Origin of the sequence: Mesorhizobium sp. M0898, assembly GCF_040319695.1 — a bacterium.
In the GTDB taxonomy this organism is placed as follows: domain Bacteria; phylum Pseudomonadota; class Alphaproteobacteria; order Rhizobiales; family Rhizobiaceae; genus Mesorhizobium.
Genome location: NZ_JAMYOE010000065.1, coordinates 1 through 22,082 on the forward strand (window position 1 = coordinate 1; position 22,082 = coordinate 22,082).

Below are 22,082 nucleotides of genomic sequence, written 5' to 3' on the forward strand. Positions count from 1 at the left end.
ACCCGCTCAAGTCAAAATGGCAGTCGCGCCATCTCAGAACGAGGCGCCCCTCCCGCGAAGCGGGTTCGTGCATTAGGCGCAAAGCTGTCATTCGCCGTTCGAGAGAGAAAAGTTTCTTTCGGTAAACCCATGACATGGACAACTAGCACGGAGTGGCCCCTTTCCTGCCGGAGCGAACACGGCATTGACCCTGCCGCGCTCGCTGCCACCGCAACACTGATGAATTCAAAGGAGTGCGGCCGCTCCTACCCCGATGAACAAACAGAGGGCACCGATCTCGTTCGCCATCCGCCAATAGTCCCCGGAAAAAGCCCGTGGCGCCAATGAGAAGCCGCAGCATTCAGACTCGAACCAGTATCTCCATCCGCATTTGAGAGATGTTCCGCACCTGCAAAATAATGACCGAATGATCTCAATCTATTATAGTTGAACACGAGTCTCACGAGATGCAACGCTGCACCGCCTCGCGAGTTGATTTTGAAGGATTTTTCTAGAATTCCATAGCGATTTGTATCTCAGTCCGTATCGCACGATACGGACCTAGCCACTAGGTAAGTGGCCCTTCTTACGAGGAACCGAAACGACATTCAGCGTTGTCGTGCTTTCACCAGTTGCGGCCATTCAGAGAGCTGACCCAAAGCTGCGGTTCCGTAGCGATTTCCGGCTCGGACCGTCGTCACTCATAACTTTGACGCGACATAGTCCGCACGGGACGACAACGATTGATCCAGATGGACTCGCAGAGTGCCCAACAGGGGCGCACGCCAGTTCAGGTTGTTCGGGACTGGATTTGCGGCGCCGGGCTTGGATGCCGCAAATGCAGGGCTCCTTTTCGATCCATCCGGGCGAGACCCGCACCACACGGATCCCCTTTGGCGTGACCTCCTTGGAAAAGGCTCTTGCTGCAAGTCGAAAGCGCCGCCTTCGCTGCGGCCCGGTAGTTGATGCCGGGAGCGGAAGCTCGCGCTGGATCGAGGTGACATGGATGACCACGCCCGAGCCTTGCTCCATCATCATCGGCAACAGGGCAGATCAAGCAGGGTTCATCGGCTTCGCGCGAGGATGATTTGGAACGACGGGAAGACCAAAGACGTTCGTGCATATTGCATCCGCCAGCCACAGGTCTAACGCTTGCTATTCTCAGTAGTTCGAGGCGTACCATGTTTCGCAACTCGGGCATCATTTCTCTGCCTCGCCCGCTTGAGCGTCGTGTGGACACTCTTGCCCAGTCGTTCATGCGCCAGCGGCTCGGATCTCAGATGGACTTCTCGACTCCGGAAGGCGAGCCGGCGCTGTTACCACCCAACTCGGTGTCCTGGCGCATTTTTAAGAACCCTGTTGCGGTGTTCATCGGCGGGGTAACGGCGGTGCTGCTCGAATTGGCAGAGCCGCGGGTTCGCGACGCCATTTGGCAGCACAGCAGCTTCCGCTCCCTCGCGCTCCGACGATTGCAGCGTACGGGCCTCGCTGCTTTGGTCACGGTCTACGGCCCCCGATCCAAGGCTAAGGCCATGATTGAAGATGTGGTCAGGATGCATGGGCGCGTTTCGGGTCGAACCAGCGAAGGCGAGCCATACCACGCCACCGACCCGGAGCTGCTGGACTGGGTGCAAGCGACGGCCGAGTTTGGTTTCATGGAGGCCTATCACACCTATGTGCATCGTCTGCATTTTTTCGAACGGGACGCGATGTTTGCTGAGGCTCGCCCCGTGGCGCTTCTCTATGGTGCGGTCGGCGCGCCCACGTCTCAGGCCGAGCTTTACGCGCTGTTCGACGTGATGAGGCAAAGACTCGTCGCGTCGCCGATCGTGTCGGAGTTCCTGGAGATCATGGAAGAAGTTCCCGCCTTGCCGGGAGTTGCTCGACCCCTTCAGCGGCCGCTTCTGAAGGCGGCCGTCGAGATCCTACCCCAATGGGTCCGCAAGCGGTTGGAACTCGGCGACCGCTGGACCTTGAAGCCGTGGGAGCGTGCTGTTGTGAAGACGACGGCTGCAATCTGCGACAGCACCGTGCTTCATTCATCACCAGCCGTCCAGTCGTGCCGCCGCCTCGGCCTTTCCGAGAGCTATCTCTATCGCCGAACGGCATCCGAAAACCTACACAGAACCGGACAGTGTTCGTTCCTTGACTAAATGTCAGGCACGCGTCGTGCAGACGTCGCAGCCGTCAACATCATGATCGGCTTGGCCATGATGGTCGTCGTTATAACTGGGGGATTGAACCTTGCTGTAGGGGCGATCGGCGTTTGTGCCGCAATGACTTGCGGCTATCTCATTGAGGTGGTCGGGCTTCCATGGCCACTCGCAATTCTCTCAGCCGTGGCCCTTGGCGCCTTGCTGGGCTTTATCAACGGATGGACTTCCGTTCACACAGGATTGCACAGCTTCATCATCACGCTCGCGACAATGAGCATTTTCTTCGGCGTAATGATTTTCCTGACGCGTGCAGAATCCTATCGCGCTCTGCCACCCGTCTTTGCAGCGTTCGGACGCCTCAAGCTGTTGGGTTTTTTCTCTCCGCTCCTCCTGTGGGCCTCTATGGCCTCGTGGGCGCCGGAAGGACCGAGCTTGCAAAATGCATCCTGGGTCAGTTTCCGCTGACGGCTGGTACCGTCGAGATCGACGGGAAGCCGGTTAAGATCAGGTCGGTCGGCGAAGCCATCCACACGCATCGTGTGGGATACGTCAGCGAAGATCGAAAGGGCGAAGGTCTGGTCTTGATGCATTCGGTGCTGTCAAATGCTGGAATTGCAGTGTGGCGCCCCCTTTCGGCACTTCTCGGATTTCTCACCGACCGCCTCGTGCGACACAAGGTAACGCCATACATCGAGAAGCTTGAGGTGAAAACACCCAGCCTCGCGCAGACGGTGGCCAACCTTTCGGGTGGCAATCAGCAGAAAATCAGCGTCGCCAAATGGCTGGCGGCAGGCGTCAAAATCTTGCTGGTTGACGAGCCGTCAGTCGGCATCGACATCAAGACCAAGGCTTACCTGCACGATTTGCTGCGCGAACTCGCCGACAACGGCACTGCCATTTTGCTGATCACGAGCGACATGCCCGAAATGATCCTGCTCGCTGACAGGATTCTGGTCATGAACGACTACCGGCTTCAGGGCCAGTTAATCAATGACGGATCCTATGCCGGCATGAGCGAGGGCATCATGAATCTGATCCACAGGTCTGAGGCCGCCTGAGCTCCTCACGCGCTACAGCCACGGTCGCAAGGAGTTTTTCATTTCTGCAAAATGGATATCGGCTGGGACGATCTGAGGTTGTTTCTCGACGTTGCGCGGCTGGGTGGCTTGAGCGCAGCGACGGGAACCACGCGCCTCAGCGCAGCCACCCTTGGACGACGCGTCACCGCGCTCGAAAAGCAGATCGGCGAACCTCTGTTCGTGCGCCAGCAGACCGGCTACCGGCTGACCCCGGTCGGCGAGGAACTGCTGCGGCGCGCCGAAGACGTCGAGGCGGCAATGCAGTCGCTGACCCGCTGGCGCGAGGGAAACCTGCCCGACCGCATTGTCCGCGTCTCGGCCGGGCCATGGACCTCGGCCTTCGTTTCCGCCCATATCGGCGATATCTGGACGGTCGATGACGGCATAAGGGTAGAGCTTGTCACCACCACCGACCGGGTCGACATCGGCCGCCGTGCCGCCGACATCGGCATCCGCAGCGAGCGCCCGACCGAGCAGTGGCTGGCCGGCCGTCAGAGCGGCAAGGTCGCCCACGCCATTTATTCCGGACGTCACCTGATCAATGGCATCGCCGCCGGATTGTTCGTCGGCGTCACCGGCGAAGGCGCAAACATTGCCTCGGCGCGCTGGCTGCAAGCCCATCACGGCGACCGCATCGCCGTACGCGGCAACAACACCCATTCGGTGCGCGAACTGGTGGCCGCCGGCGCCGGCCTTTCGGTCTTTCCGTGCTTCGTCGGTGACGGCGATCCGCGGCTGGTTCGCGTTGCTCAGCCTATCCCCGAACTTGAAACCGACCAATGGATCGTCACCCATCACGAGGAACGTCACTCCCCGCCGGTACGGAAAGTCGCCGACCGGATTGCCGCCTTGATGCGGGCGCACCAGCCGCTGTTTCGCGGCGAGACGCCGATCCGGTAAGCCTCAGGCAGATCGGCCGCCAGTGGAGCCGCACGCTGGCACTCATGCCCTGGCCGACAGCCAAGTCAGATTGCACTGCCACATGCGGCGCGCAACGCCCTATTGGTAGCGGCCGTGGCGCTGCAGCACTTCGATCTGGTAACCGTCGGGGTCGCTCACGAAAAAGAACCGCGCAAGCAGCTCGCCTTCGTGGTTGAACTCGACAATTTTTCGCGGATTGAAACCTGCCGCCGCCAAGCGCTTGTGTTCTGTCTCGATATCGTCGACGCAAAGAGCCATGTGGCCATAGCCGTCACCAAGCGCGTAAGGCTCTTCCCTGCCCTTGTTGATCGTCAGTTCAAGCTCGAAATCGGCTTCCGCATTGTGAAGATAAACCAGTGTGAACGTGACGAAATCCAATCGGTCCGCAACATCGAATCCGAATGCCCTTCTGTAGAAACTGACCGACAGGCTCTCGTCCACCACCCGGATCATGGAATGAATTGCTTTCGCCAAAGGAGCCTCCAGTCTGCCGCGTGGTCTCGGTAACGCGCCTACCGTGGCCCATTGGTTGCAAAAAGGGGTGGCAGCCGGTTACCACGTCGAGAAATTGGCTTAAAGCTGGTCTACGCACTAAGGTCCGATTGTAGTCACTGCAAATTGAGCAGAAAATGCGCGTCGGGTTGGTATCATCCCGGCGGATGCGCGCAGAGACCGCGCTTTCGCACAAAGCCATCAAACGGGAGGTCTTCGCATGTGTAAGGTCTTTGCCGGGCAGGATCCGGAAGGGTATCGGCTGGTCAATCGCTCCATTCGAATAGGTGGCCATTCAACGAGCATCCAGCTTGAGGCCACTTTTTGGACGCTGTTGGACGAGATCGCCCATGGACAGGGGATGACGGCGCCGAAATTCCTCTCGACGCTTTACGATGAAGCACTGGAGATCAACGGGCATATCCCGAACTTTGCCTCCATGCTGCGCACCACGTGCGCGCTCTATCTGCGCGACAGGCAACCACTCGACAGCGAACCCTCGGAATTCACGAACAAGGCAGCCTGACCCGCGGGCATTTATTCAAAACGTCGGGGTACCGGAAATCCCGTGTAGCAGCCGCCTGCTACCAGCGACCCGAATTTTGGCGCTATGTGATATGAATGGCGAACTTCACCGAGGCGGTGTAGAGTTCACCACAAAAGAAGAAATGAGCCGTATCAACGGCAATGCTGAGCGAATCTGGGAGGATTCATGGTCGAGATTATCTCCAAGCGGGATGGCCCGCGGCGCGAGGACGTACAAGTCAAAAGACTGATCGAGCAGAACCGTTCGACCATCGTTCGCCTTGCCGACCAGATCAGCGGCGGCGGCTATTCGGCTTCCAGGAAACCACGCCAGCAACCGAAGGCGGAAGGCCTGATCATCCATGTTGGTGGCGGCGCGGTGCCTGTGCCCGAAGCCAGGCCGTCCATCCAGGTCACCATGAACGGCCGCGTGGTCTCGAAAGATCAGAACACAGGCCGCCAACTTCATCATATCGGTGATATCCGCAATCGGAGTGGGGAACAGATCTTCGTCCTGGCAACGAAGCAGAATGGCTTTTTCTCGCCGGTCGACGAAACCGTCGCCGAGGCGCTTGCCGACCTGGACGGGTCCCGCCTTGCCGCCACCTACACCGAAGAACAGCTTGCCGCCGACATCGGCGCGAAACTCGGCATCGACTGACCGTGCAGACGCCTGTGCTTGTGCACGTCCAATCCGCGTCAGCATACGAACGCGACAGCATACAGAAATGGCATACCTCAAAAGGTTCTGTGATGGCTGAATGAAACGCGAGATAGGCCCCAATCAGATGAAGATCGATGCTGTTCCGGCGCGTGCGTCGCTGGCCGCCGGGCAAATGGTTCTGAGCAACATCGACTATGACGAGCGCGCTACCATGCGCGCCTGGGAAACTTTTCTGGCCGACAAGCCCAAATGTGCCCGCGGTCCAATCCACCCCAACCACGTCCGCTCTCTCATTCACGATTCCTGGTATCGCAGCGCCACCGGCGGCATCAACGCTCAAGGTATTGAAGCGCCGCTGAGCAGTGATCGCGACGAGATCGAATATCTGACCCGCGCCAATGCCGAACTGCTTTCGGCGGCGCGGCGGTCGTTCGCCTCCCTTGGCCAGCTGCTGGATGGGACGGGCGCGATGCTGGTTCTGGCCGACAGCGACGGCGTGCTGATCGACGCCATCGGCGACAAGAAGACGCTGCATGACGGCATGGATATCCACCTCGCCATCGGCGGCAAATGGAACGAGGATGCCGTCGGAACCAACGGCATCGGCACGGCGCTGTGGACCGGAGAGCCGACTTTCGTCCATGCGGCCGAGCATTTCTGCGCCGGCATCAAATCCTGGACTTGCGCTGGCGCGCCGATCCGCGATCCGCTCGACGGCAAGATCATCGGCGTCGTCGACCTGTCAGGCTATTCGCCGATCTTCCGGCCGCACAACACCGCGCTCGTTGCCGCCACAGCCCGGCAAATCGAAAAGGCCTTGGCCGAACAGCAGCAGGAACAGCGCACGCGCCTGCTCGAAGCCTTCATTTCCTCGGCTCCCAGCTACCGCCGAAAAGACGGGCTGGTGATCGTCGACCATCGCGGCCGCGCCATCTTCTGCAACAATGTGCCCGACGGCGAGACCACAGAAATGATGGACGGTCCGATGGAACCTGGTCGTGGCCGTTGGCTGATGAACCTTCCGTCGTCCGGGTCGGACGCCGACCTCACCAAGGCGCTGCCGGCACATCTGCGATCCTGCCACATCACGCCACTCAAGCTCGACGGCGATCTCCGCGGCGCGGCACTGGTGTTCCCGTCCGTGCCGACAGTCTCCAGCGTGACGGTGGTCCGTAGGGAAGCGAGCAAGCACCTTCAGGATGCTGTCGCCATGATCGTTGGCAAGAGTGAGGCGCTGCTGGCCGCCGTTGAAATCGCCTGTCGTGTCGCTCAATCGAACAGCGCGGCTTCGTTATTGGTCGAAGGTGAGACGGGAGTTGGAAAGGAGCTGTTTGCCCGGCTCGTCCATGCAGGCAGCCGGCGCGCGGCGAACGATCCGTTCATCGCGATGAATTGCGGGGCGATCACCAAGGATCTTTTTGGCAGCGAATTGTTCGGCCATGTCGCCGGCGCCTTTACCGGCGCCTCGCGGGACGGCAAGCCAGGTGTTTTCGAGCTCGCCAACGGCGGCGTCCTCAGTCTCGACGAGATCGGCGAATTGCCACTCGAGATCCAGCCGTTTCTGCTGCGCGTCCTGGAAGAGCGCGTGGTCAACCGCATTGGCGACAGCCGGGGTCGCCCAGTGGATGTGCGCATGGTCGCCTCGACCAATCGCGATCTCAAGCAGGAAGTTGCCGCCGGCCGCTTCCGGCGCGATCTCTATTATCGAATTGGTGCGGTCTCGATCACGGTCCCGCCGCTGCGCGAGCGCGGTGAGGATGTGCTGCTGCTGATCGAACATTTCAACCGGCAGATCGCCGCCACAGCAGGCGAGGACCCGCTTGAATTCTCGCACGAAGCGCTCGAGGCCCTGCTCGCCTACCATTGGCCGGGCAATGTGCGCGAACTGAAGAACCTCATTGGGCGGCTGCACATCTTGGCGCGCGGCGGCACCGTTGAGCTTCAGGATCTTCCCGGGGAAATCAGTACGGGCAATCGCAACAATATGACCATGCACGGCGATCATCCCGCAGACATGCTCGAAGCACCGGTGTGCACATTCGAGGATGCAGAATGCCAGGTCATCAAGAACGCGCTCGCCGCAGAGGGTGGCAATCTCAGCAAGGTCGCGCTGAGGCTCGGTATTTCGCGGCCGACGCTCTATCGCAAGCTCGGACAATACGGCATCCGGCGCGGTTTCATCTAGACCCAGGTCCGTTCACCGGCACAAAACCCGCGGCATTCGCGCCGCGGGGCTGGGGGAAGTTGGTCGACTAGCTTGCCTTCAGGCAGCGGACGCGGAAATGATCAGGCCTTTACGACAGCACCGGTCACTTTCTCTGAGACATAGCCGAGGATGTTGCCGATGATCAGCGAGATCACCGCAGCGGCCGCGACCTTGGTGATGCCGCTGGCGCCTTCGCCGTAAGCGGCGGCGGCAAGCAGAAAAAGCGCGGCGGTTGTTGCGTAGCCATAGACCGCTGACGGAATGGCGCTCAGCAAAGGCAGCTTGGCGGCGAGAATCAGGACTATGATTGAAATGCCGACGCAAATGCCGGCCATGATCGCCGTAACACCAATGGACGTCAGTGCTATCAATGCGCCGGCGGCGCAGATCGCTCCCCAGAGGTTTGCAACCGCCGAATTCTTGAACCCGGCTGCCTTGCCGCCACAGTGATAGAAACTCCCCCAGCCCACAAATACCGCCCAGATCAGCAGATAGGGGTTGCCGATCGTGATCACTGCCCACGTTGCAATGCCACCCATAATGCCGATGACGACGGCCAGCCCTGTAACAAGATCCATGTTGTCCTCCCGTTTTCCACACCACGAAGCAAGGAAACTCGTTTCAGGATCGCGCTTCGCTGACGTCCCGATACGGAAATGCCATGGCATCAGCCACGGAGCTCAGAAGGAAGGCTTGCCGGGTCAGGCAAGCAGTCAGATCGAACCGGACGCGGTAGCCGTTCCGCGCCACGTTCGGTCCAAATGTTTCAGGGGACGATGACGCCGCGTCCGGTGAACCGCCGGTTCTTGAAATCGTCGAGCGCGGTGTTGATGCTTGCGAGGTTATACTCGGTGTAGTGCATCTTCACCTTGCCGTCGGCGTTGAGCTCCATCAGTTCGACAAGCTCGGTGAAATTGCCGACCAGGCTGCCGCCGATATTGATCTCCTCGATAACGAGATGCGCGGTCGGCACGTTGATGTTGCCGCCATAGCCGACGACGAACAATTGCCCACCCTTGCGCACCATCTTCCAGCAGATGTTCTCGACACCGAGTTCACCGACGAAGTCGATCACCACATGGGCGCCGCCACCGGTGATCTGGGCGACTTCCTCGACGACATTCGGCCCACCATCGAGGATGAAATCGGCGCCAAGGTCCTTTGCCAGTACCCGCGCCGCCGGCTCGCGATCGACGGCGATGATGCGACAGCCCGAAATCGCGTGCAGCGATTGCAGCGCGATGTGGCCAAGCCCGCCTATGCCGAGCAGCACGCAATAGCTGCCTGGGCGGAGCAGTTTGGCGGCCCGCTTGGCGGCGCGGTAGGCGGTGATGCCGGCGTCCGCCAGCGGCGCCACTTCGATCGGCGTGATGTTGGCATTGAGCTTGATCAGCGATCGCTCGCTGGTGATGAAGTATTCGGCGAAGCCGCCATTCATGCCGAGGCCGGGGAACTGGCCGTTGTCGCAATACATGTCCTCGCCATGGCGGCAGTTGAGGCAGATGCCGCATGAGCGGAAGGGATGGCAGATCACGGCGTCGCCGCGCTTGACCGAGCGGACGCCGCTGCCGACCTCCTCGACCCAGCCGGCATTTTCATGGCCCATGATGTAAGGCAGCAGCGTGCCTTCGGGATCCATGGTCGGCTTCCACACACCCTCGATGATGTGCAGGTCGGTGCGGCAGAGGCCGGCGGCACCCACCCGCACGATCACCTCGTCGGGAGCAGTGATCGTCGGTGCCTTGACCTCCTCGATCTTGAGCAGGACGTTCATCTTGGGATCGTATTCGTACAGTCTGGCAGCTTTCATCGTCGTATCCTTTCAACGTCGAAATCGTTCCGTTGGAATTTGTCGCTTCAGGCGCGGCCGAGCTTTTCCGAGCCGCCGCCACGGGCCGGTCCGGCCGTCGGATCCTCATCCTCGGCGAGATCGCCAATCAGCGTTTCGGTGGTCAGGATCAGCGTTGCCACGGAAGCTGCGTTGGCGAGGGCGGTGTAGGTGACGCGGACCGGATCGATGATGCCTGCCTCGAACATGTTCTGGTACGCGCCGGTCGATGCGTTGTAGCCATAGCCGCCATTGATGCGGGTGACCTCGACTACCACGGCGTCAGGATCGGCACCGGCATTGGCGGCGATGCGCCACAGCGGCCGCGACAAAACCGACCGCACCAGGCGCACGCCCTCGGCGACATCGCCGTCGACGCCGGCCGCCATCTTGTCGAGCAGCGGCGCGATCTGGGCGAGCGCCGAGCCGCCGCCGGCGACCACGCCCTCTTCGGATGCGGCCCGAACCGCATTCAAGGAATCCTCGATCAGCTGGATGGTCCGCTTCTGCTCGACCGGCGTGACGCCGCCGGCATAAAGGATCGCCGTTCCGCCGGAGAGCTTGGCCAGGCGTTCGCGCAGCTTGTCCTGGTCGATGTTCGGCGGCGCGGCTTCATACTGCCGCTGCACCTGGGCACGGCGCGAGGCGATTGCCGCATGGTCGCCGCCGCCACGAATGATCGAGGTGTAGGACGAACTGGTCTTCACCCGGTCGGCCGTGCCGAGATCCTCGGCGGTGATATCCTCCACCCGGCCACCGAGATCGCGCGCGATCACCTTGCCGCCGGTGATGATGGCCAGATCCTCCATCATCGCCTTGCGCCAGTGGCCATATTCCGGCGGATGGACGACGAGATATCGTCCTGGCCCCTGCTTGCCGAGCAGCGTCACCACCACTTCCGGCGACATTTCCTCGGACACAATCAGCAGCGGGCGGCCGGCCCCGTCGGCAATGCGGCGAACCGCATCGAGTTGCCCGGGCTCCTTGATCTTGAGGTCGGTCATCAAGATGTAGGGCCGCTCGAGCACGGCCTCCATCTTCTCCTGATCGGTCACCATGTGATGGGAGAGATAGCCACGTTCGAAGGACATGCCCTCGACGACGTCGAGCGTGGTCTCGGTGGTGACGCTGAAGTCGGTGGTGATGACGCCTTCGGCGCCTACCCGCTGATGGGCTTCCGCCACCAGCGCGCCAAGCTTGCTGTTGGTCGCCGCGATGTTGGCGACCGAAGCCAAGATGCCGTTGCCCTTGGCCGGCTTGGCCGACGCCTTGAGCGCGGCCACCACCGCCGCCACCGCAAGGTCGATGCCCTTGCAGAGATCGACGGATTTGGCGCCGCGCTCATTCGCCTCGACGCCACCCTGGATGAGCGCGTTGGCGAGCACGATCGCCGTCGTGGTGCCATCGCCGGCGACCTCGTTGGTCTGCATCGACACTTCGCGCACGACTTGCGCGCCCATATTTTCGAAACGGTCGTGCAACTCGATCTCGGAGGCGATGCTGACACCGTCGCGGGTCACCATCGGCGTGCCGATCGGTCGGTCGATCATGGCGTTCATGCCTTTGGGGCCGAGCGTCGGCTCGACGGCCGCAGCCAGCCGGAAGACACCGCGGGCAAGAGCACGGCGGGCTTCGGAGTTGTGAAGCATTATCTTGGGCATGATTCCTCCTTCCGCCTTACGGGCGGGTTGTTGGTTAGGGGCCTCGTGCAAGGGAGGCCGTTGTGTCAGTTCTGCTTCAGGCAGTCGGCGCCGTTCCGGCCGGCACGCGATCCAGAATGAAATCGACCAGCGTCGGTTCGCCGTCGATCACATCCAGTTCCTTGTATCTGGTCTGCTTGAGCCCCCGGCACAGCGCGCCGTTGAACTCCATGTTGATGCGCACACCGCGCAGTTCGGCGAGGTGGGCACTGAGTGCGGCCGGTGGGATTTTCTGCCCTTCCCAGGTCACGAACACAGGATCGTCGGCCCGGCGGTCGGGAAAACGCTCAAGCAGAGCCGCCCGGTACCTCGGCTGCTGTTGGGCCGCCTCACCCGGTTCGAACCGCGCGACGTCGTAGGCCGGCAGGTCCATGCCGAGGATTTCGCGATCGGTCAGGCCGTGCTGCCGCAGGCCGCGCAGGACCGCCTCCTGGCGCCGCTTGAATGCCTTCATCCTGAAGGTCTCACGCAAGGCGCCAAGATCCTGATCCTCGGCAAGCACAGCGAAGATGTCGCCGAAGGCCTTGCCCTCTGCCATGCCGCGATTGACCTCTTCCGCGAACATGTGGTCGTGCAGCTTGACGCGATAGGCCGGCTTCCAGGAGAGCTGGTCGAGCGCCTTGCGGACGCCGTCCAGCATCAGGAACGCGAAGTTGGGCGAACACCAGTAGGTCGGCAGGCGGAAGTCGATCTCTACGCTGCCATCGCCCGTCACCGCGGCCCGCTCGACGAAGCCCATCTCGGTGACAGGTTCGTCGAGTTCCGGGTCGTTGACCTCACCAAGGCGCCGCCAGAGTTCCTTCTCGCGGCCGCCGGAAACGCTGGCGGTTGCCATGGCTCCTACTCCGCCGCGATGCTGAAGGGCGAGCTGGCAAGCGCCTTCTTCTTGGCTTCCACGTCGATGTTGTAGAGACGCGCCGCATTGAGGCCGAGGATCTTCTCCTTGATCTCGTCGGTCAGCTGCACACCACGTTCTGCGGCGATGTCCTCTGGGATCTGGTAGGCCCAGAATTTCTCGACTAGCCAGCGCGGCGTCCAGATCGCGTAGTCGGAACCAAACAGGATTTTCTCCGGCCCGATCCAGAACAGCAGTTCGGCGATGACCTCGCCGAAATAGCGCGGACGGGAATGGATGAAGGGCAGCGCCACCGCTAGCCCGCCATAGACGTTGGTTTCCTGCGTCGCGATCCAGCAGAAATCGTCGAGGCGCGGCAGGCCGCAATGCTCGACAATCCAGTTGAGGTTCTGGAAATCCGTCGCCGCGTGGTCGACGTCATGCACGTCGAAGGCGTCCTTGCTGAGTGGGATGATCGTCGGACCCTTGTGCACGTGGATGTTCTTGATGCCGAGCTTGTCGCAGAGTTCGAAGCACTTGTAGGCATCGGGATCGGTGAGCTTCCAGCCCTTGGAAGCGCCGTTCCATTCGGCCGTGTACATCTTCACGCCCTTGACGTTGTAGGTCTCCTTGAGGAAGTGGATGTACTCAAGTGCCTTCTCGCCGTCGCGCGGATCGAAGGCGCCGTTGACTATGAAACGCTCGGGATAGCGCTTGGCCACCTCGGCGTTGCGCTCGATCGTGTTGAAGCCGTTCTTGTAGAAGTCCTTGAGATAGGTCGATTGCACGATCGCCACATCGTCGGGACCGTCAATGAACAGGTCGCGATAGAGATCGTCGGCGCTGTATTTCTCGAACTTGCTCTTCTCCCACAGGTGGTCCTTCGGGCTCAAGCCAGTGTGATAGGCATAGAAGCACTCGATGAACTGCTTGCCGTGGATGTTCTTCTGGTTTTCCGGGCTGCCGTCCCAGAAATGGGTGTGGCCGTCGACCACGAAAATGTCCTTGCCTTCCGGTGTTCTGTACATTTTTTCCTCCACGCGAATGCGTTGCTTTGAATGGCTGCGGATCAGATTGTGATTGCGACCTTGAGGACGCCGTCGCGCTGGTTTGCGAACAGCTCATAAGCGTCCTCGATCTGGTCGAGTTTGAAGCGGTGCGTGACCAGGCCGCCGAGATCGACCCGGCCTGCCGAGATCACTCCCAGCATTCTGCGCATCCGCTCCTTGCCTCCGGGGCAAAGGGACGTTCGGATGGATTTGTCGCCCAGGCCCGCGGCAAATGCATCGAGCGGAATCTTGAGATCGGAGGAGTAGACGCCGAGACTGGACAGCACGCCGCCCGGACGCAAAACACGCAGAGCGGCCTCGAACGTTGCCTGAGTGCCCAATGCCTCGATCGCGACGTCGACACCGCGCCCGTCCGTCAACCTCATGATGGCGTCGACGGGATTCTCCTTCTTGAAGTCGACGACGATGTCAGCGCCCATCCGGCGGGCCATCTCCAGGCGAGCCGGCACAGTGTCGACGGCTATGATCGTCGTTGCGCCCATGAGCTTTGCGCCGGCGGTGGCGCAGAGACCGATCGGTCCTTGGGCAAATACCGCAACGGTGTCGCCAATCCGGATGCCCCCGGTTTCGGCGCCGGCGAAGCCGGTCGACATGATATCCGGGCACATCAGCACCTGCTCGTCGGTGACGCCGTCGTCAACCGGCGCAAGATTGGCCATTGCGTCCGGCACGCGGACATATTCGGCCTGGCAGCCGTCAATGGTATTGCCGAACTTCCAGCCGCCGATCGCCTGCCAGCCGTGCTTGGTGCCGGCGCCATCCTGAGAACCACATCCGCACAGGCAGGCATGGCTCCAGCCGGAAGGGGTGATCGCGCCAGCGATGACACGCTGGCCCTCCTTGAAGCCGCTGACGCTTGATCCGAGCTTCTCGATGATGCCAACCGGCTCGTGACCAATTGTGAGGCCTTTGACGACCGGATATTCGCCCTTGAGGATATGGACGTCGGTCCCGCAAATGGTCGTGGTGGTTACGCGAATAAGCGCATCTTGAGGCCCGATATCGGGAATTGGCTTGTCCTCAAGGACAATGCGGCCTTTCTCGACAAACACAGCAGCTTTCATTTTCGAAGACATTCGTATTTCCTCTACAGTCCGGCAGTTTTCAGTCGACTTGCGTGGAGTGCCGGAAAAATACCTGCCTTTCCGGCACTCATTTCGCTGGCTATTCGATGTATTCGAACATCTCGTCCATGTTGCCGAACAGGATCACGGTGTTGTCGTCGACGCGAACCATGCGGCCGTAGTGGGTGGAGCTGTTGACCTCGAAGGTTTCCGCCGTCATCTCGCGGCCGAGATATTCGCTGACCTCGTCCATCTTGAAGATCAGCTTGCCGGTGCCGTCGATGCGGATCATCGCCGGTTGGTAGGTGACGGATACGTTCGGTTTCAAGCCCATGAATTCAGCGATGGCCCTGGCTTCGACCGAGTCGTTCATGGTGACGCCGCACTGGTGCGAAATCGTCTGCTCGAAGGTGATGTCCTTCATCGCCTTGAAGATGTTGGAATGCGTTGCGTCGCGTGCTGCTAGTGACATGACGATTTCTCCTGTTTCAGCGCTTGAGGCCAAGTTCGCCGAGTATCTGCCCAATCCGTTCCTCGGATTTGGCACGGACATCCGCGAATGCGACCGGCTTGGAATGCGGCATCGACCAGATCGGCTGCAGGCCGATGGCTGCCTTGTCGGCGAGCGCGCCATGTTTCTTGACCCAGCCCTGGAAGAGCTTCTTGTTGGCCGCGCCATGCTTCTCGTCATTGGCGAGCAGGTGCATGAGGTCGATCGTGTTGGCGAGGTTGCGCTCGTAGTCGGCCTCGGCTGCCGAAATCACCGCCGGCGTGATGAAATCATGGTTGGCGGCGGCGATCTGCATCAGGAAGCCGGAGCGAAACACTTCGCCGACCAGCGGCTCGAAGATGATGTTGATGGCGAAATACTGCTCGAGATAGTCGGTCGCGCCCATGATGGTCTCGACCGCCTCGCGCGTGTCTTGCCAGTTCTTGTCCTCGAGCCACGCCTTCTTGCCAAGCTCGTCGTCCCAGCCGGGGAGGTCCATCCCGATCTCGGCGAGGTAAAGCGTGATGTCCTGGGCAAGCCGCAGCTTGTAGGACGAGTTGGTCAGCGTCGCGTTGTTGATCATCTGTGTGTAGCCGTAACGCTGCGCCTGCATCAGCGACGTGCCGAGCCCGAATTCGGCGTGTTTCCAGGCGCCGAGCTGTGTCTGCAGGATCTTGACCCAGGCCTTGTCGAAGGTCTTCGGGGTGCCCGACTTGCGCGCATTGTTGATGACGCTCTGCACCATGGTCTCGATCTTCGACTGGCGCTGGTAGTGCGTGCGCTCCCACTCCTGGTCGGGAGCGCGGAAGGCGTGCCAGTTGGAACTCTGCGCGGCGGTGTTCTGCTTGACATAGGCGCCCTTGCCGTCGGCAAACGAGATGATCCAGTCCTGGATCAGGTAGCGTTCCGGGTCGGGCTGAACGTCGACCGTCATGTCCTCGTAGTGGGTGGCTCGCTGGCCTTTCGGGTCGAAATACCGGTATTTCCGGCTGTCGGAGTCGGCGAAGATCGCCGCGCCGGCGGCTCCGGATCCGACTGAACTCGAGGTTGCAGGCATAGTCTCTCTCCCTTGTTGCAGTTGTGGTTGGCTTGGCGCGGCCGCCCTCAATGGGCCGGCGTTGCACCCGCCGATGTGGTGAATTTGTCGAAGAATATCCGCTCGGTTTCGAAGCCGTTCATGAACAGCACCGGCTGCAGCGCATCGATCATCGGCGGCGGGCCACAGGCATGGACATCGCCCTGCCCGTCGACCGCCAGTTGCTTGAGCACGGCGTCGACACTCTGGTGCACGAAGCCACGTTCGCCCTGCCATTCGGCGTCGTCATTCGCGTGCGACAGCACGGGAATGAAGGTGACGTCGGAATGTTTGCCGACCAGCTCGGCGATCCTGTCGAGATAGAACAGGTCATTGCGGGTGCGGGCGCCGTAGAAGAAATAGACCGGACGCTTCTCGCCGCTCTTCAAATGGTCATTGAGGATCGACCAGATCGGCGACATGCCCGAGCCGGCGCCGACCAGGATCAGGGGTCCTTGCCGTTCGTCGCGGCGGAAACAGGTTCCGTAGGGTCCGACGACGGTGACTTCGGCTCCGGCTTCGATGCCTCCGGAATCGAGTTCTCCGGAAAACTTTCCCTCAGGGTATTTTTTGATGATGAAGGAGAGTTTTTCGGTTTGGTCCGGCGTATTTGCCATGGAGAACGAGCGCGTAATCGTCTCCCCTTTTTGCGTGGTAACCGTGATGTCGACATATTGCCCCGCCCAGAACTTCATTGGGGAGCCGAGCTCGATCTCGATGCCGCGAATGTCGTGGGTCAGGTGCTCGATGCGAGCAATCCGGCCCTTGTACGTCTTCACGGCGATCGCTTTCGCCAAAATCTCCTCGTCGTAGTTGAGAAGCTCGACTTCCAGGTCGGAGAAGGCGATGCAGCGGCACAACAGGACGTGCCCGCTCTCCTTCTCCATGTCGTTCAGCGCGAAGGTCGAGTATTTCAGCATGTCGACTTCGCCTTCGAGCAACACGCTTTTGCAGGCCGAACATTGCCCTTCCTTGCAGCCGTGCGGCAGCGCAATGCCCTGGCGGAAGGCGGCGTTGAGCACCGTTTCGCCATGCTCGACGTCGAATTCGACGCCAACCGGGCTGAGCCTGACCGTGTGGGTTTCCGACATACGGACCTCCAGTGAAAGGAAGGGGCGGGACCAACCCGCCCCCCTTTGGCCTGATCAGTTGCAGGGGGTGATGGTGAAGCCCTTGGCGTATTCCGCCAGGTGCTTCTCGCGGTCCGCGGGCGACATGGCACGCAGCGCGTTGAGCGGCGATCCGAGCTTGTTGCCGCGCACATCGTCGAGCGTCCACATCTCCTTGTCGTCGAAGCGCAGATGCGGCTGCGGAACCAGCGTCTTGCCGTCGGAACGGACGAAGTTCAGGTCCTTGATCGCATCGGCCAGATCCCAGCCGTCATAGAGCGTCTCCCACTCGCGCTTGCCGCTGAAGCGGCCCATCGCCGGCGTCGGACGGCCCTGATACTCGTCGGCGAAGGCGACCGTTGCGGTCCACTTGTCGAGCTCATGGGCGAAGGTGTGCAGCCGGCCGTCGATCTCGCCGACCACCATGTCCTCGCGGATCAGGCAAGGGACGAGGCAGGACCAGCAGCGGTGCGGGTAGACGTAGCCGACGTCGCTGTTGAACAGCAGCACCTTCTCGCCCTTGTGGCTGAGCTTGGCGTACCATTTCCAGAAGTCGCCGAACTCGGCGTACCAGCCTGGATACTTATGCTCGAACCACTCGAAGTCCTTGTCGGTCTGGGCTTCGATGCGCCAGAAATTGACCGGCCAGCCGACCGCGAAGAACTGTCCTACCTTGTGAACATAGTTCTTCTTGGTGATGCGTTCCCAGGCCGCCTGGACGTCGTCGTGATGGATCTTGATGCCGTATTTCTCGAGCGGCAGCATGTAGGTGCGATAATAGTCCTCATAGATCCAGCGGTGCCACATTTCCGCGTAGGATTCCTTGTTCTTGTCGCGGTTGGTGGTGCCGTATTCGATGAAGGTGCCGATTGCTGCATCGACGATGGCATGGTTCTGCCAGAAGGCGTAACGCAGGTCGCGCTCCAGCAAGAGGTGGTTTTCCGGCTCCTTGAGTGCTGCCATCAGCAGCGAGTGGCCATTGCCGATATGCCGGCTCTCGTCGGACTGCACCGACAGGAAGACGGTCGGCAGCGCGTAGTCGCCGTTGCGGGCGGCTTCCGAAGGCATGGCGACGAACAGCGTGTTGGTGAAGGCGGTCTCGGCGACCACGGTCAGGTACATGCAAGCGGCGGTCATGGTGTCGCCGGTGATGAAGCCTTCCGCGAATTGCCGGCCGATGGTGGTGGCATAGCATTTTCCGAAGGCCTCTTCGGTGATGTCGAAGCCGGCCGGATCGATGTAGTTCTCCATGTACCATTTCTTCAGATTCATCTGGATGGTCGAGTGGCGGAACTCGTCGATCATCTGCATGGTGAAACCGGTCCGGAGTTCCTCGCCAGGTGCGATGCGGGCGACCATCGCCATCGAGCGGGCAGCCGAAATTTCCGGGAAGGGAATGATGGCCAGGAAGAGCTTCATCCACTCGACCCAGCGCGGCTCGACATTGCGGAACATGTCGCCGCGCAAGGCGGCATCGAGCGCGCCATAGACGCGGTTGTCCTTCTCTTCCTGCATCGGGAAGTAGGACCGCAGGACCTGCTTCATCGGGTCGCGCGGCGTCTTGTTGATCTTGTAGTCGGTCGGAAACGTCATTGCTTCCTGCACGTAGGACGGATTCCAGCCGAGATCGGCAATCTTCTTGGTCGCCTCGCCGACGGAGATTCCGCGTTGCGAGGTAATCTTGTTGAGCGTCAGAGACGTCATGGTCATAAGCCTCCACCAGGTTTGAGCCGCAGGTCCCTTGACCCCGGCATGAAGCGGCAAGCACCGCCAGTGAGAGTGCGAGCGGCATGACAAAGCGTTGCGCGTCGAGGCGCGACCCGAGGTCCGGCCGTTCAAGTGGATCGGGGCAAAGGTTTCGAGGCGTCTGACAGGGAGCCGCAGCGCCAACCGCATCTGCGATGGGCGTATCGAAGCGGTTCTGCTTCCTCCGTTCCTTCGTTCTTTTGGCACCGCGTCAAGCGCGATGGGCTTCTTGTGAGAATGAACAGTGCAAGCGTCGTGCCAGTTTCGAAACAGTCCCATGGCTGGCGCTCAAAGCAAAATTGCCGCTCTTTCGGCGCGCACCCGGCAGCCAACTGTAACGTTCTTTTACAGTTGTAACTTACGCCTGTAATATTTACCGTATATTCGCACGCGCAGCATATTTAGTTAGCAATTGCAGAAAATCCCAACACTCATATTTTCTGTTTAACTCTTCGTCTATCTCTACTATTTGGTCATGGCCCACGCACAGGCCTAGCGCTGGAGAAAGACCATGCCGAACGATAGAGACCGAAGGGAACCGCCCGAGCCAATATCCAGCCATGCCGATGGCGTCAGCGGCGATCTCGTGAAGCTGATGCCGCGCGACCTGGTCTTCGTCATGCGCTTCATGGGCGAGAGCCAACACCGCCTGCAGAACCATTTCCAGGACTTCATCAGGGCCGAGCTTGCCGGCGGCGGCGTCACCACAAAGACGCATCCGATGATCCATCTGTTCATCGAAAGCCATGCGATCCTGCTGCGCGACTTCGTGTTTTCCGGGGTTTCGCTGACGCGCCAGTTCCGCATCGAAGAGATCGAGCGCCTGACCGGTGACACGACATCGATGATCCGCGTCGACATCTGGGACCAGCTCAAGAGCCACATCGAAACGGCCGAAAAACAGTTCCAGTCGCAGGCCGGCACATTGCCCAAATTGCTGTCGGCTTTCGAGAAACCGCAGGGGCCTTTTGGGGAGCGAAAAATGACCGGAGGATCCCACACAGCCCGGCGTGACGCGCTGCTTGCTCGCCGGCTCCGTCTCGTCGCCAGCGTCTCGGCGCTTACCGCGGAAGCGCTGCGGCTCAACCAGAAACGCGCCGGCATCGAAATGGACGTGCTGCGCCTGGAACTCGAAATCGGCAGAAGCGGCGCCACCGAGCAACTGGTGCGGGACTTGCATGAGGCAGGGCAGAACGCGGCGGTGATCGCGCAGGCGTGCTCGGCTTGCGAGGATCGCATCATAGCTGCGGAGGGCGATGTCGAGGACGTCGACCGTAAGCTTGCCGCAGCGTCGAACGAGGACTGATGGGAGAGAAACATGAACCAGCAGACGATGCAGAACCTGACCTTGTTCGACCTTCTGGCCCGCAGCTGGCAGCGGCCGTCGGCGATCGCCGATCTGCGCTTCAGCGCCGACGGTTCGGCTGTCGCTTTCACCGCAGTCGACGGAACCGTCGCCATCGCCGCGGTCGCGGATCACGAGCCGCCGGAAGCGCGGATCAGGGTGAGCAACGATCTCGGCCAGACGACGATCCGCCCCAGGGAAAAGCCGCCAGTGCCATTGATTGCCACGGCGGCATTCGGTGACGGCGATGTCCCGCTCGCCACCTATGCGCATTCCGGCTTTCTCGTCGGCGCGGCCAGCGGCGAAGTACTGCACATGAGCGCCGGCGGTGACGTCGCAGCCGCACTGCTCAAGATCGACGGACTAGTCGTCGCCATCGACCACAGCGCCAAGGTGGACATGACGGCTGTCAGCAACGGGCATGATGTCTTCCTGTCGCACGGCCAAGGCAATGCCACGCGGCTGGAACGCGGTGTGACATCGTCGACAGATGCCCTTGCCTTGTCGCCGGGCGGGCGGCGACTTGCCTGCGGCCTTGGCGAAGGGCTGTCGATTTGGGCGGTCGAAGGCGACGCAGCCTTGATACGTGACATCCCCCTTTCCGCGCGCCCGGTGTCGATCCGCTGGAGCAGAGACGGGACCTGGCTGGCCTGCGGGCTCGAAACCGGCGGCTTTGCTCTGGTTAGTCTGGCTGATGGAAGAGCAGACGTCGTCGCAGGGTTTCCATCGCCGGTCCGCACCGTGTGCTGGAGCCAGCCGGCGCATGCGCTGTTTGCGTCCGGCGCGTTCAGGATCGCCGGCTGGTCGATGACCGGCCCGCCTGTTGGCGGCGAGACCTCGGGTGCGCTGGAGACAGGTCGCGCCGGGCTGGTTCTTGTCGAGGCGGTGGCGGCGCACCCGCAGAAGAAACTGATTGCGGCGGGCTACGCCAACGGCCGTATCACCATCGCCCAGATCGGCGCGCGCGACGAACTCCTCATCAGGCCTTTGGGCAGCGCCGTCACCGCGCTTGCCTGGGCCGGCGACGGCAGACACCTCGCGGTGGGTTCCGTCGATGGCACCGCCGCGATCGTCACCTTTCCCGCGCAGATGTTCAAATAGCGGACGCAGCCCACATGAAACAGGAGGATCACATGGAGACCGAACCCACCCCCGAGGACGAGAGCAAGGACGAATTTTTCGAACGGCTGGCCAAGCTGTCGGAAGAAATGGTGGCCAAGCATGGCAAGGATTTCAGCATGGGCGCGCTGGTGCTTGCCGCCCGCTGGATCGCGGAAAACCGCGTCGGCCAGTTGAAGACCAACTAGGGTTCGCATCCATACGGATTGAACTCACGCAGGCGCGGCAAACCGTTTGGAGACGCCATTCGCCTGCCCTTCTCGGTGATGCCGGCTGGCGCGCCAGATGAGGTCGGGCTCCTGCGCGGGCTTGCCCGAAGTCGTCTCAATGATCTTTCTTCGGAGGTGTCGGCCGCCGGCCGGCGCTCCTGAACATGCAAATCTGGTCCTTCTTTCGCTAACGACCCCCACTCACGGTCCGCCTCTTATGATTTCTACCTCGATTTGCCAGGGTGCAAGTTGTGATGGATCAGGAACCTGATCAGGTCCTCTGTTGAGTTCCACGCCGCATATTATGCGACTGTACAGCACCAGCCCGCCACTTGCGGAGCTCGGGACACCGCCCGCAGTGAAAGAACTATTCAGGCATCTTCTCTGTAAGCGCTATTTTCGCTGCACGTTGACGCGGGAGCTTTCGACGGATGGCCTTCGAATCGGGAACGGTATCTGGTCTGATCAGG

21 protein-coding genes and 1 pseudogene are annotated in these 22,082 nt (G+C 61.0%); 10 read left to right on the forward strand and 12 right to left on the reverse strand.

The annotated features are described in order from the left end of the window. Positions 1 to 816: 816 nt before the first annotated feature. Positions 817 to 1,026: pseudogene (locus NKH90_RS31880) on the reverse strand (SDR family NAD(P)-dependent oxidoreductase); the annotation flags it as partial. 134 nt (positions 1,027 to 1,160) lie between these two features. Here NKH90_RS31880 and NKH90_RS31885 point away from each other — a divergent pair. From NKH90_RS31885 to NKH90_RS31900, 4 genes are read left to right on the forward strand one after another with little or no spacing between them, the layout of a single operon-like run. Further along, positions 1,161 to 2,132 (forward strand): oxygenase MpaB family protein, encoded by a 972-nt coding sequence (locus NKH90_RS31885; protein ID WP_352823174.1) that lies wholly within the window; start codon positions 1,161 to 1,163, stop codon positions 2,130 to 2,132. Further along, positions 2,133 to 2,600 carry an ABC transporter permease gene (locus tag NKH90_RS31890; protein WP_352643662.1) on the forward strand — a complete coding sequence of 156 codons (468 nt, stop codon included), beginning with the start codon at positions 2,133 to 2,135 and terminating at the stop codon, positions 2,598 to 2,600. It abuts the gene before it with no gap. After that, complete coding sequence (locus NKH90_RS31895; RefSeq protein WP_352719067.1) at positions 2,528 to 3,193, forward strand: ATP-binding cassette domain-containing protein; 666 nt, start codon at positions 2,528 to 2,530, stop codon at positions 3,191 to 3,193. The genes NKH90_RS31890 and NKH90_RS31895 overlap by 73 nt, the downstream gene beginning before the upstream one ends. 51 nt (positions 3,194 to 3,244) lie before the next feature. After that, positions 3,245 to 4,114 carry a LysR family transcriptional regulator gene (locus NKH90_RS31900; RefSeq protein WP_352823177.1) on the forward strand — a complete coding sequence of 290 codons (870 nt, stop codon included), beginning with the start codon at positions 3,245 to 3,247 and terminating at the stop codon, positions 4,112 to 4,114. A gap of 99 nt (positions 4,115 to 4,213) precedes the next feature. Here NKH90_RS31900 and NKH90_RS31905 read toward each other — a convergent pair whose 3' ends face one another. Continuing rightward, complete coding sequence (locus NKH90_RS31905) at positions 4,214 to 4,609, reverse strand: VOC family protein (RefSeq protein ID WP_023675598.1); 396 nt, start codon at positions 4,607 to 4,609, stop codon at positions 4,214 to 4,216. Positions 4,610 to 4,847: 238 nt separating this feature from the next. Here NKH90_RS31905 and NKH90_RS31910 point away from each other — a divergent pair, with 238 nt between their 5' ends. The 3 genes from NKH90_RS31910 to NKH90_RS31920 all read left to right on the forward strand — a co-directional run bounded on the left by NKH90_RS31910 (position 4,848) and on the right by NKH90_RS31920 (position 8,001). Further along, complete coding sequence (locus NKH90_RS31910; protein ID WP_023675597.1) at positions 4,848 to 5,153, forward strand: ribbon-helix-helix domain-containing protein; 306 nt, start codon at positions 4,848 to 4,850, stop codon at positions 5,151 to 5,153. A gap of 186 nt (positions 5,154 to 5,339) precedes the next feature. Next, on the forward strand, positions 5,340 to 5,813 hold the full coding sequence (locus tag NKH90_RS31915) for a hypothetical protein (RefSeq protein WP_023675596.1): 474 nt from the start codon (positions 5,340 to 5,342) through the stop codon (positions 5,811 to 5,813). 100 nt (positions 5,814 to 5,913) lie between these two features. Next, positions 5,914 to 8,001, forward strand: a complete 2,088-nt coding sequence (locus NKH90_RS31920) for a sigma-54-dependent Fis family transcriptional regulator (protein WP_352823181.1) — start codon at positions 5,914 to 5,916, stop codon at positions 7,999 to 8,001. A 101-nt stretch (positions 8,002 to 8,102) separates the two neighbouring features. Here the strand turns inward: NKH90_RS31920 and NKH90_RS31925 are convergent, their stop codons facing one another. From NKH90_RS31925 to NKH90_RS31970, 10 genes are all read right to left on the reverse strand, one after another. Next, positions 8,103 to 8,600: a DUF1097 domain-containing protein gene (locus NKH90_RS31925; protein WP_023675595.1), complete on the reverse strand. Its 498-nt coding sequence runs from the start codon at positions 8,598 to 8,600 to the stop codon at positions 8,103 to 8,105. A gap of 188 nt (positions 8,601 to 8,788) precedes the next feature. After that, positions 8,789 to 9,832 (reverse strand): NAD(P)-dependent alcohol dehydrogenase, encoded by a 1,044-nt coding sequence (locus tag NKH90_RS31930; RefSeq protein WP_352458624.1) that lies wholly within the window; start codon positions 9,830 to 9,832, stop codon positions 8,789 to 8,791. Between the two features lie 47 nt (positions 9,833 to 9,879). Beyond that, positions 9,880 to 11,511: a molecular chaperone GroEL gene (locus NKH90_RS31935; protein ID WP_352823186.1), complete on the reverse strand. Its 1,632-nt coding sequence runs from the start codon at positions 11,509 to 11,511 to the stop codon at positions 9,880 to 9,882. Positions 11,512 to 11,587: 76 nt separating this feature from the next. Beyond that, positions 11,588 to 12,385 (reverse strand): iron-sulfur cluster assembly protein, encoded by a 798-nt coding sequence (locus NKH90_RS31940; RefSeq protein ID WP_023675592.1) that lies wholly within the window; start codon positions 12,383 to 12,385, stop codon positions 11,588 to 11,590. A gap of 5 nt (positions 12,386 to 12,390) precedes the next feature. After that, entirely contained in the window at positions 12,391 to 13,413 is a 1,023-nt protein-coding gene (locus tag NKH90_RS31945) for an amidohydrolase family protein (RefSeq protein ID WP_352823190.1), read from the reverse strand. 41 nt (positions 13,414 to 13,454) lie between these two features. Continuing rightward, on the reverse strand, positions 13,455 to 14,531 hold the full coding sequence (locus tag NKH90_RS31950; protein ID WP_023675590.1) for an NAD(P)-dependent alcohol dehydrogenase: 1,077 nt from the start codon (positions 14,529 to 14,531) through the stop codon (positions 13,455 to 13,457). A gap of 88 nt (positions 14,532 to 14,619) precedes the next feature. Further along, positions 14,620 to 14,991 (reverse strand): MmoB/DmpM family protein, encoded by a 372-nt coding sequence (locus NKH90_RS31955; RefSeq protein ID WP_352823193.1) that lies wholly within the window; start codon positions 14,989 to 14,991, stop codon positions 14,620 to 14,622. A gap of 16 nt (positions 14,992 to 15,007) precedes the next feature. Beyond that, on the reverse strand, positions 15,008 to 16,066 hold the full coding sequence (locus tag NKH90_RS31960; protein WP_352823196.1) for an aromatic/alkene monooxygenase hydroxylase subunit beta: 1,059 nt from the start codon (positions 16,064 to 16,066) through the stop codon (positions 15,008 to 15,010). A gap of 47 nt (positions 16,067 to 16,113) precedes the next feature. Continuing rightward, positions 16,114 to 17,175, reverse strand: a complete 1,062-nt coding sequence (locus NKH90_RS31965; RefSeq protein ID WP_023675587.1) for an NADH:ubiquinone reductase (Na(+)-transporting) subunit F — start codon at positions 17,173 to 17,175, stop codon at positions 16,114 to 16,116. Between the two features lie 54 nt (positions 17,176 to 17,229). Further along, positions 17,230 to 18,903 (reverse strand): aromatic/alkene/methane monooxygenase hydroxylase/oxygenase subunit alpha, encoded by a 1,674-nt coding sequence (locus NKH90_RS31970; RefSeq protein WP_502898894.1) that lies wholly within the window; start codon positions 18,901 to 18,903, stop codon positions 17,230 to 17,232. Between the two features lie 547 nt (positions 18,904 to 19,450). Between NKH90_RS31970 and NKH90_RS31975 the strand changes: the two genes are divergently transcribed. From NKH90_RS31975 to NKH90_RS31985, 3 genes are read left to right on the forward strand one after another with little or no spacing between them, the layout of a single operon-like run. Then, the gene (locus tag NKH90_RS31975) at positions 19,451 to 20,245 is read left to right on the forward strand and encodes a hypothetical protein (RefSeq protein ID WP_352823201.1); all 795 of its coding nucleotides are present in this window, start codon (positions 19,451 to 19,453) and stop codon (positions 20,243 to 20,245) included. A 12-nt stretch (positions 20,246 to 20,257) separates the two neighbouring features. Beyond that, positions 20,258 to 21,385 (forward strand): WD40 repeat domain-containing protein, encoded by a 1,128-nt coding sequence (locus tag NKH90_RS31980; RefSeq protein ID WP_352823203.1) that lies wholly within the window; start codon positions 20,258 to 20,260, stop codon positions 21,383 to 21,385. Between the two features lie 32 nt (positions 21,386 to 21,417). Continuing rightward, entirely contained in the window at positions 21,418 to 21,591 is a 174-nt protein-coding gene (locus NKH90_RS31985; protein WP_023675582.1) for a hypothetical protein, read from the forward strand. Positions 21,592 to 22,082: the final 491 nt, after the last annotated feature.

Bases quoted from the DNA above. Each gene is read 5' to 3' on its own strand.
- NKH90_RS31885 (WP_352823174.1), top strand. From the start codon at position 1,161: ATGTTTCGCAACTCGGGCATCATTTCTCTGCCTCGCCCGCTTGAGCGT.
- NKH90_RS31890 (WP_352643662.1), top strand. From the start codon at position 2,133: ATGTCAGGCACGCGTCGTGCAGACGTCGCAGCCGTCAACATCATGATC.
- NKH90_RS31900 (WP_352823177.1), top strand. From the start codon at position 3,245: ATGGATATCGGCTGGGACGATCTGAGGTTGTTTCTCGACGTTGCGCGG.
- NKH90_RS31910 (WP_023675597.1), top strand. From the start codon at position 4,848: ATGTGTAAGGTCTTTGCCGGGCAGGATCCGGAAGGGTATCGGCTGGTC.
- NKH90_RS31915 (WP_023675596.1), top strand. From the start codon at position 5,340: ATGGTCGAGATTATCTCCAAGCGGGATGGCCCGCGGCGCGAGGACGTA.
- NKH90_RS31920 (WP_352823181.1), top strand. From the start codon at position 5,914: ATGAAACGCGAGATAGGCCCCAATCAGATGAAGATCGATGCTGTTCCG.
- NKH90_RS31925 (WP_023675595.1), bottom strand. From the start codon at position 8,600: ATGGATCTTGTTACAGGGCTGGCCGTCGTCATCGGCATTATGGGTGGC.
- NKH90_RS31930 (WP_352458624.1), bottom strand. From the start codon at position 9,832: ATGAAAGCTGCCAGACTGTACGAATACGATCCCAAGATGAACGTCCTG.
- NKH90_RS31935 (WP_352823186.1), bottom strand. From the start codon at position 11,511: ATGCCCAAGATAATGCTTCACAACTCCGAAGCCCGCCGTGCTCTTGCC.
- NKH90_RS31940 (WP_023675592.1), bottom strand. From the start codon at position 12,385: ATGGCAACCGCCAGCGTTTCCGGCGGCCGCGAGAAGGAACTCTGGCGG.
- NKH90_RS31945 (WP_352823190.1), bottom strand. From the start codon at position 13,413: ATGTACAGAACACCGGAAGGCAAGGACATTTTCGTGGTCGACGGCCAC.
- NKH90_RS31950 (WP_023675590.1), bottom strand. From the start codon at position 14,531: ATGTCTTCGAAAATGAAAGCTGCTGTGTTTGTCGAGAAAGGCCGCATT.
- NKH90_RS31955 (WP_352823193.1), bottom strand. From the start codon at position 14,991: ATGTCACTAGCAGCACGCGACGCAACGCATTCCAACATCTTCAAGGCG.
- NKH90_RS31960 (WP_352823196.1), bottom strand. From the start codon at position 16,066: ATGCCTGCAACCTCGAGTTCAGTCGGATCCGGAGCCGCCGGCGCGGCG.
- NKH90_RS31965 (WP_023675587.1), bottom strand. From the start codon at position 17,175: ATGTCGGAAACCCACACGGTCAGGCTCAGCCCGGTTGGCGTCGAATTC.
- NKH90_RS31970 (WP_502898894.1), bottom strand. From the start codon at position 18,903: ATGACCATGACGTCTCTGACGCTCAACAAGATTACCTCGCAACGCGGA.
- NKH90_RS31975 (WP_352823201.1), top strand. From the start codon at position 19,451: ATGCCGAACGATAGAGACCGAAGGGAACCGCCCGAGCCAATATCCAGC.
- NKH90_RS31980 (WP_352823203.1), top strand. From the start codon at position 20,258: ATGAACCAGCAGACGATGCAGAACCTGACCTTGTTCGACCTTCTGGCC.
- NKH90_RS31985 (WP_023675582.1), top strand. From the start codon at position 21,418: ATGGAGACCGAACCCACCCCCGAGGACGAGAGCAAGGACGAATTTTTC.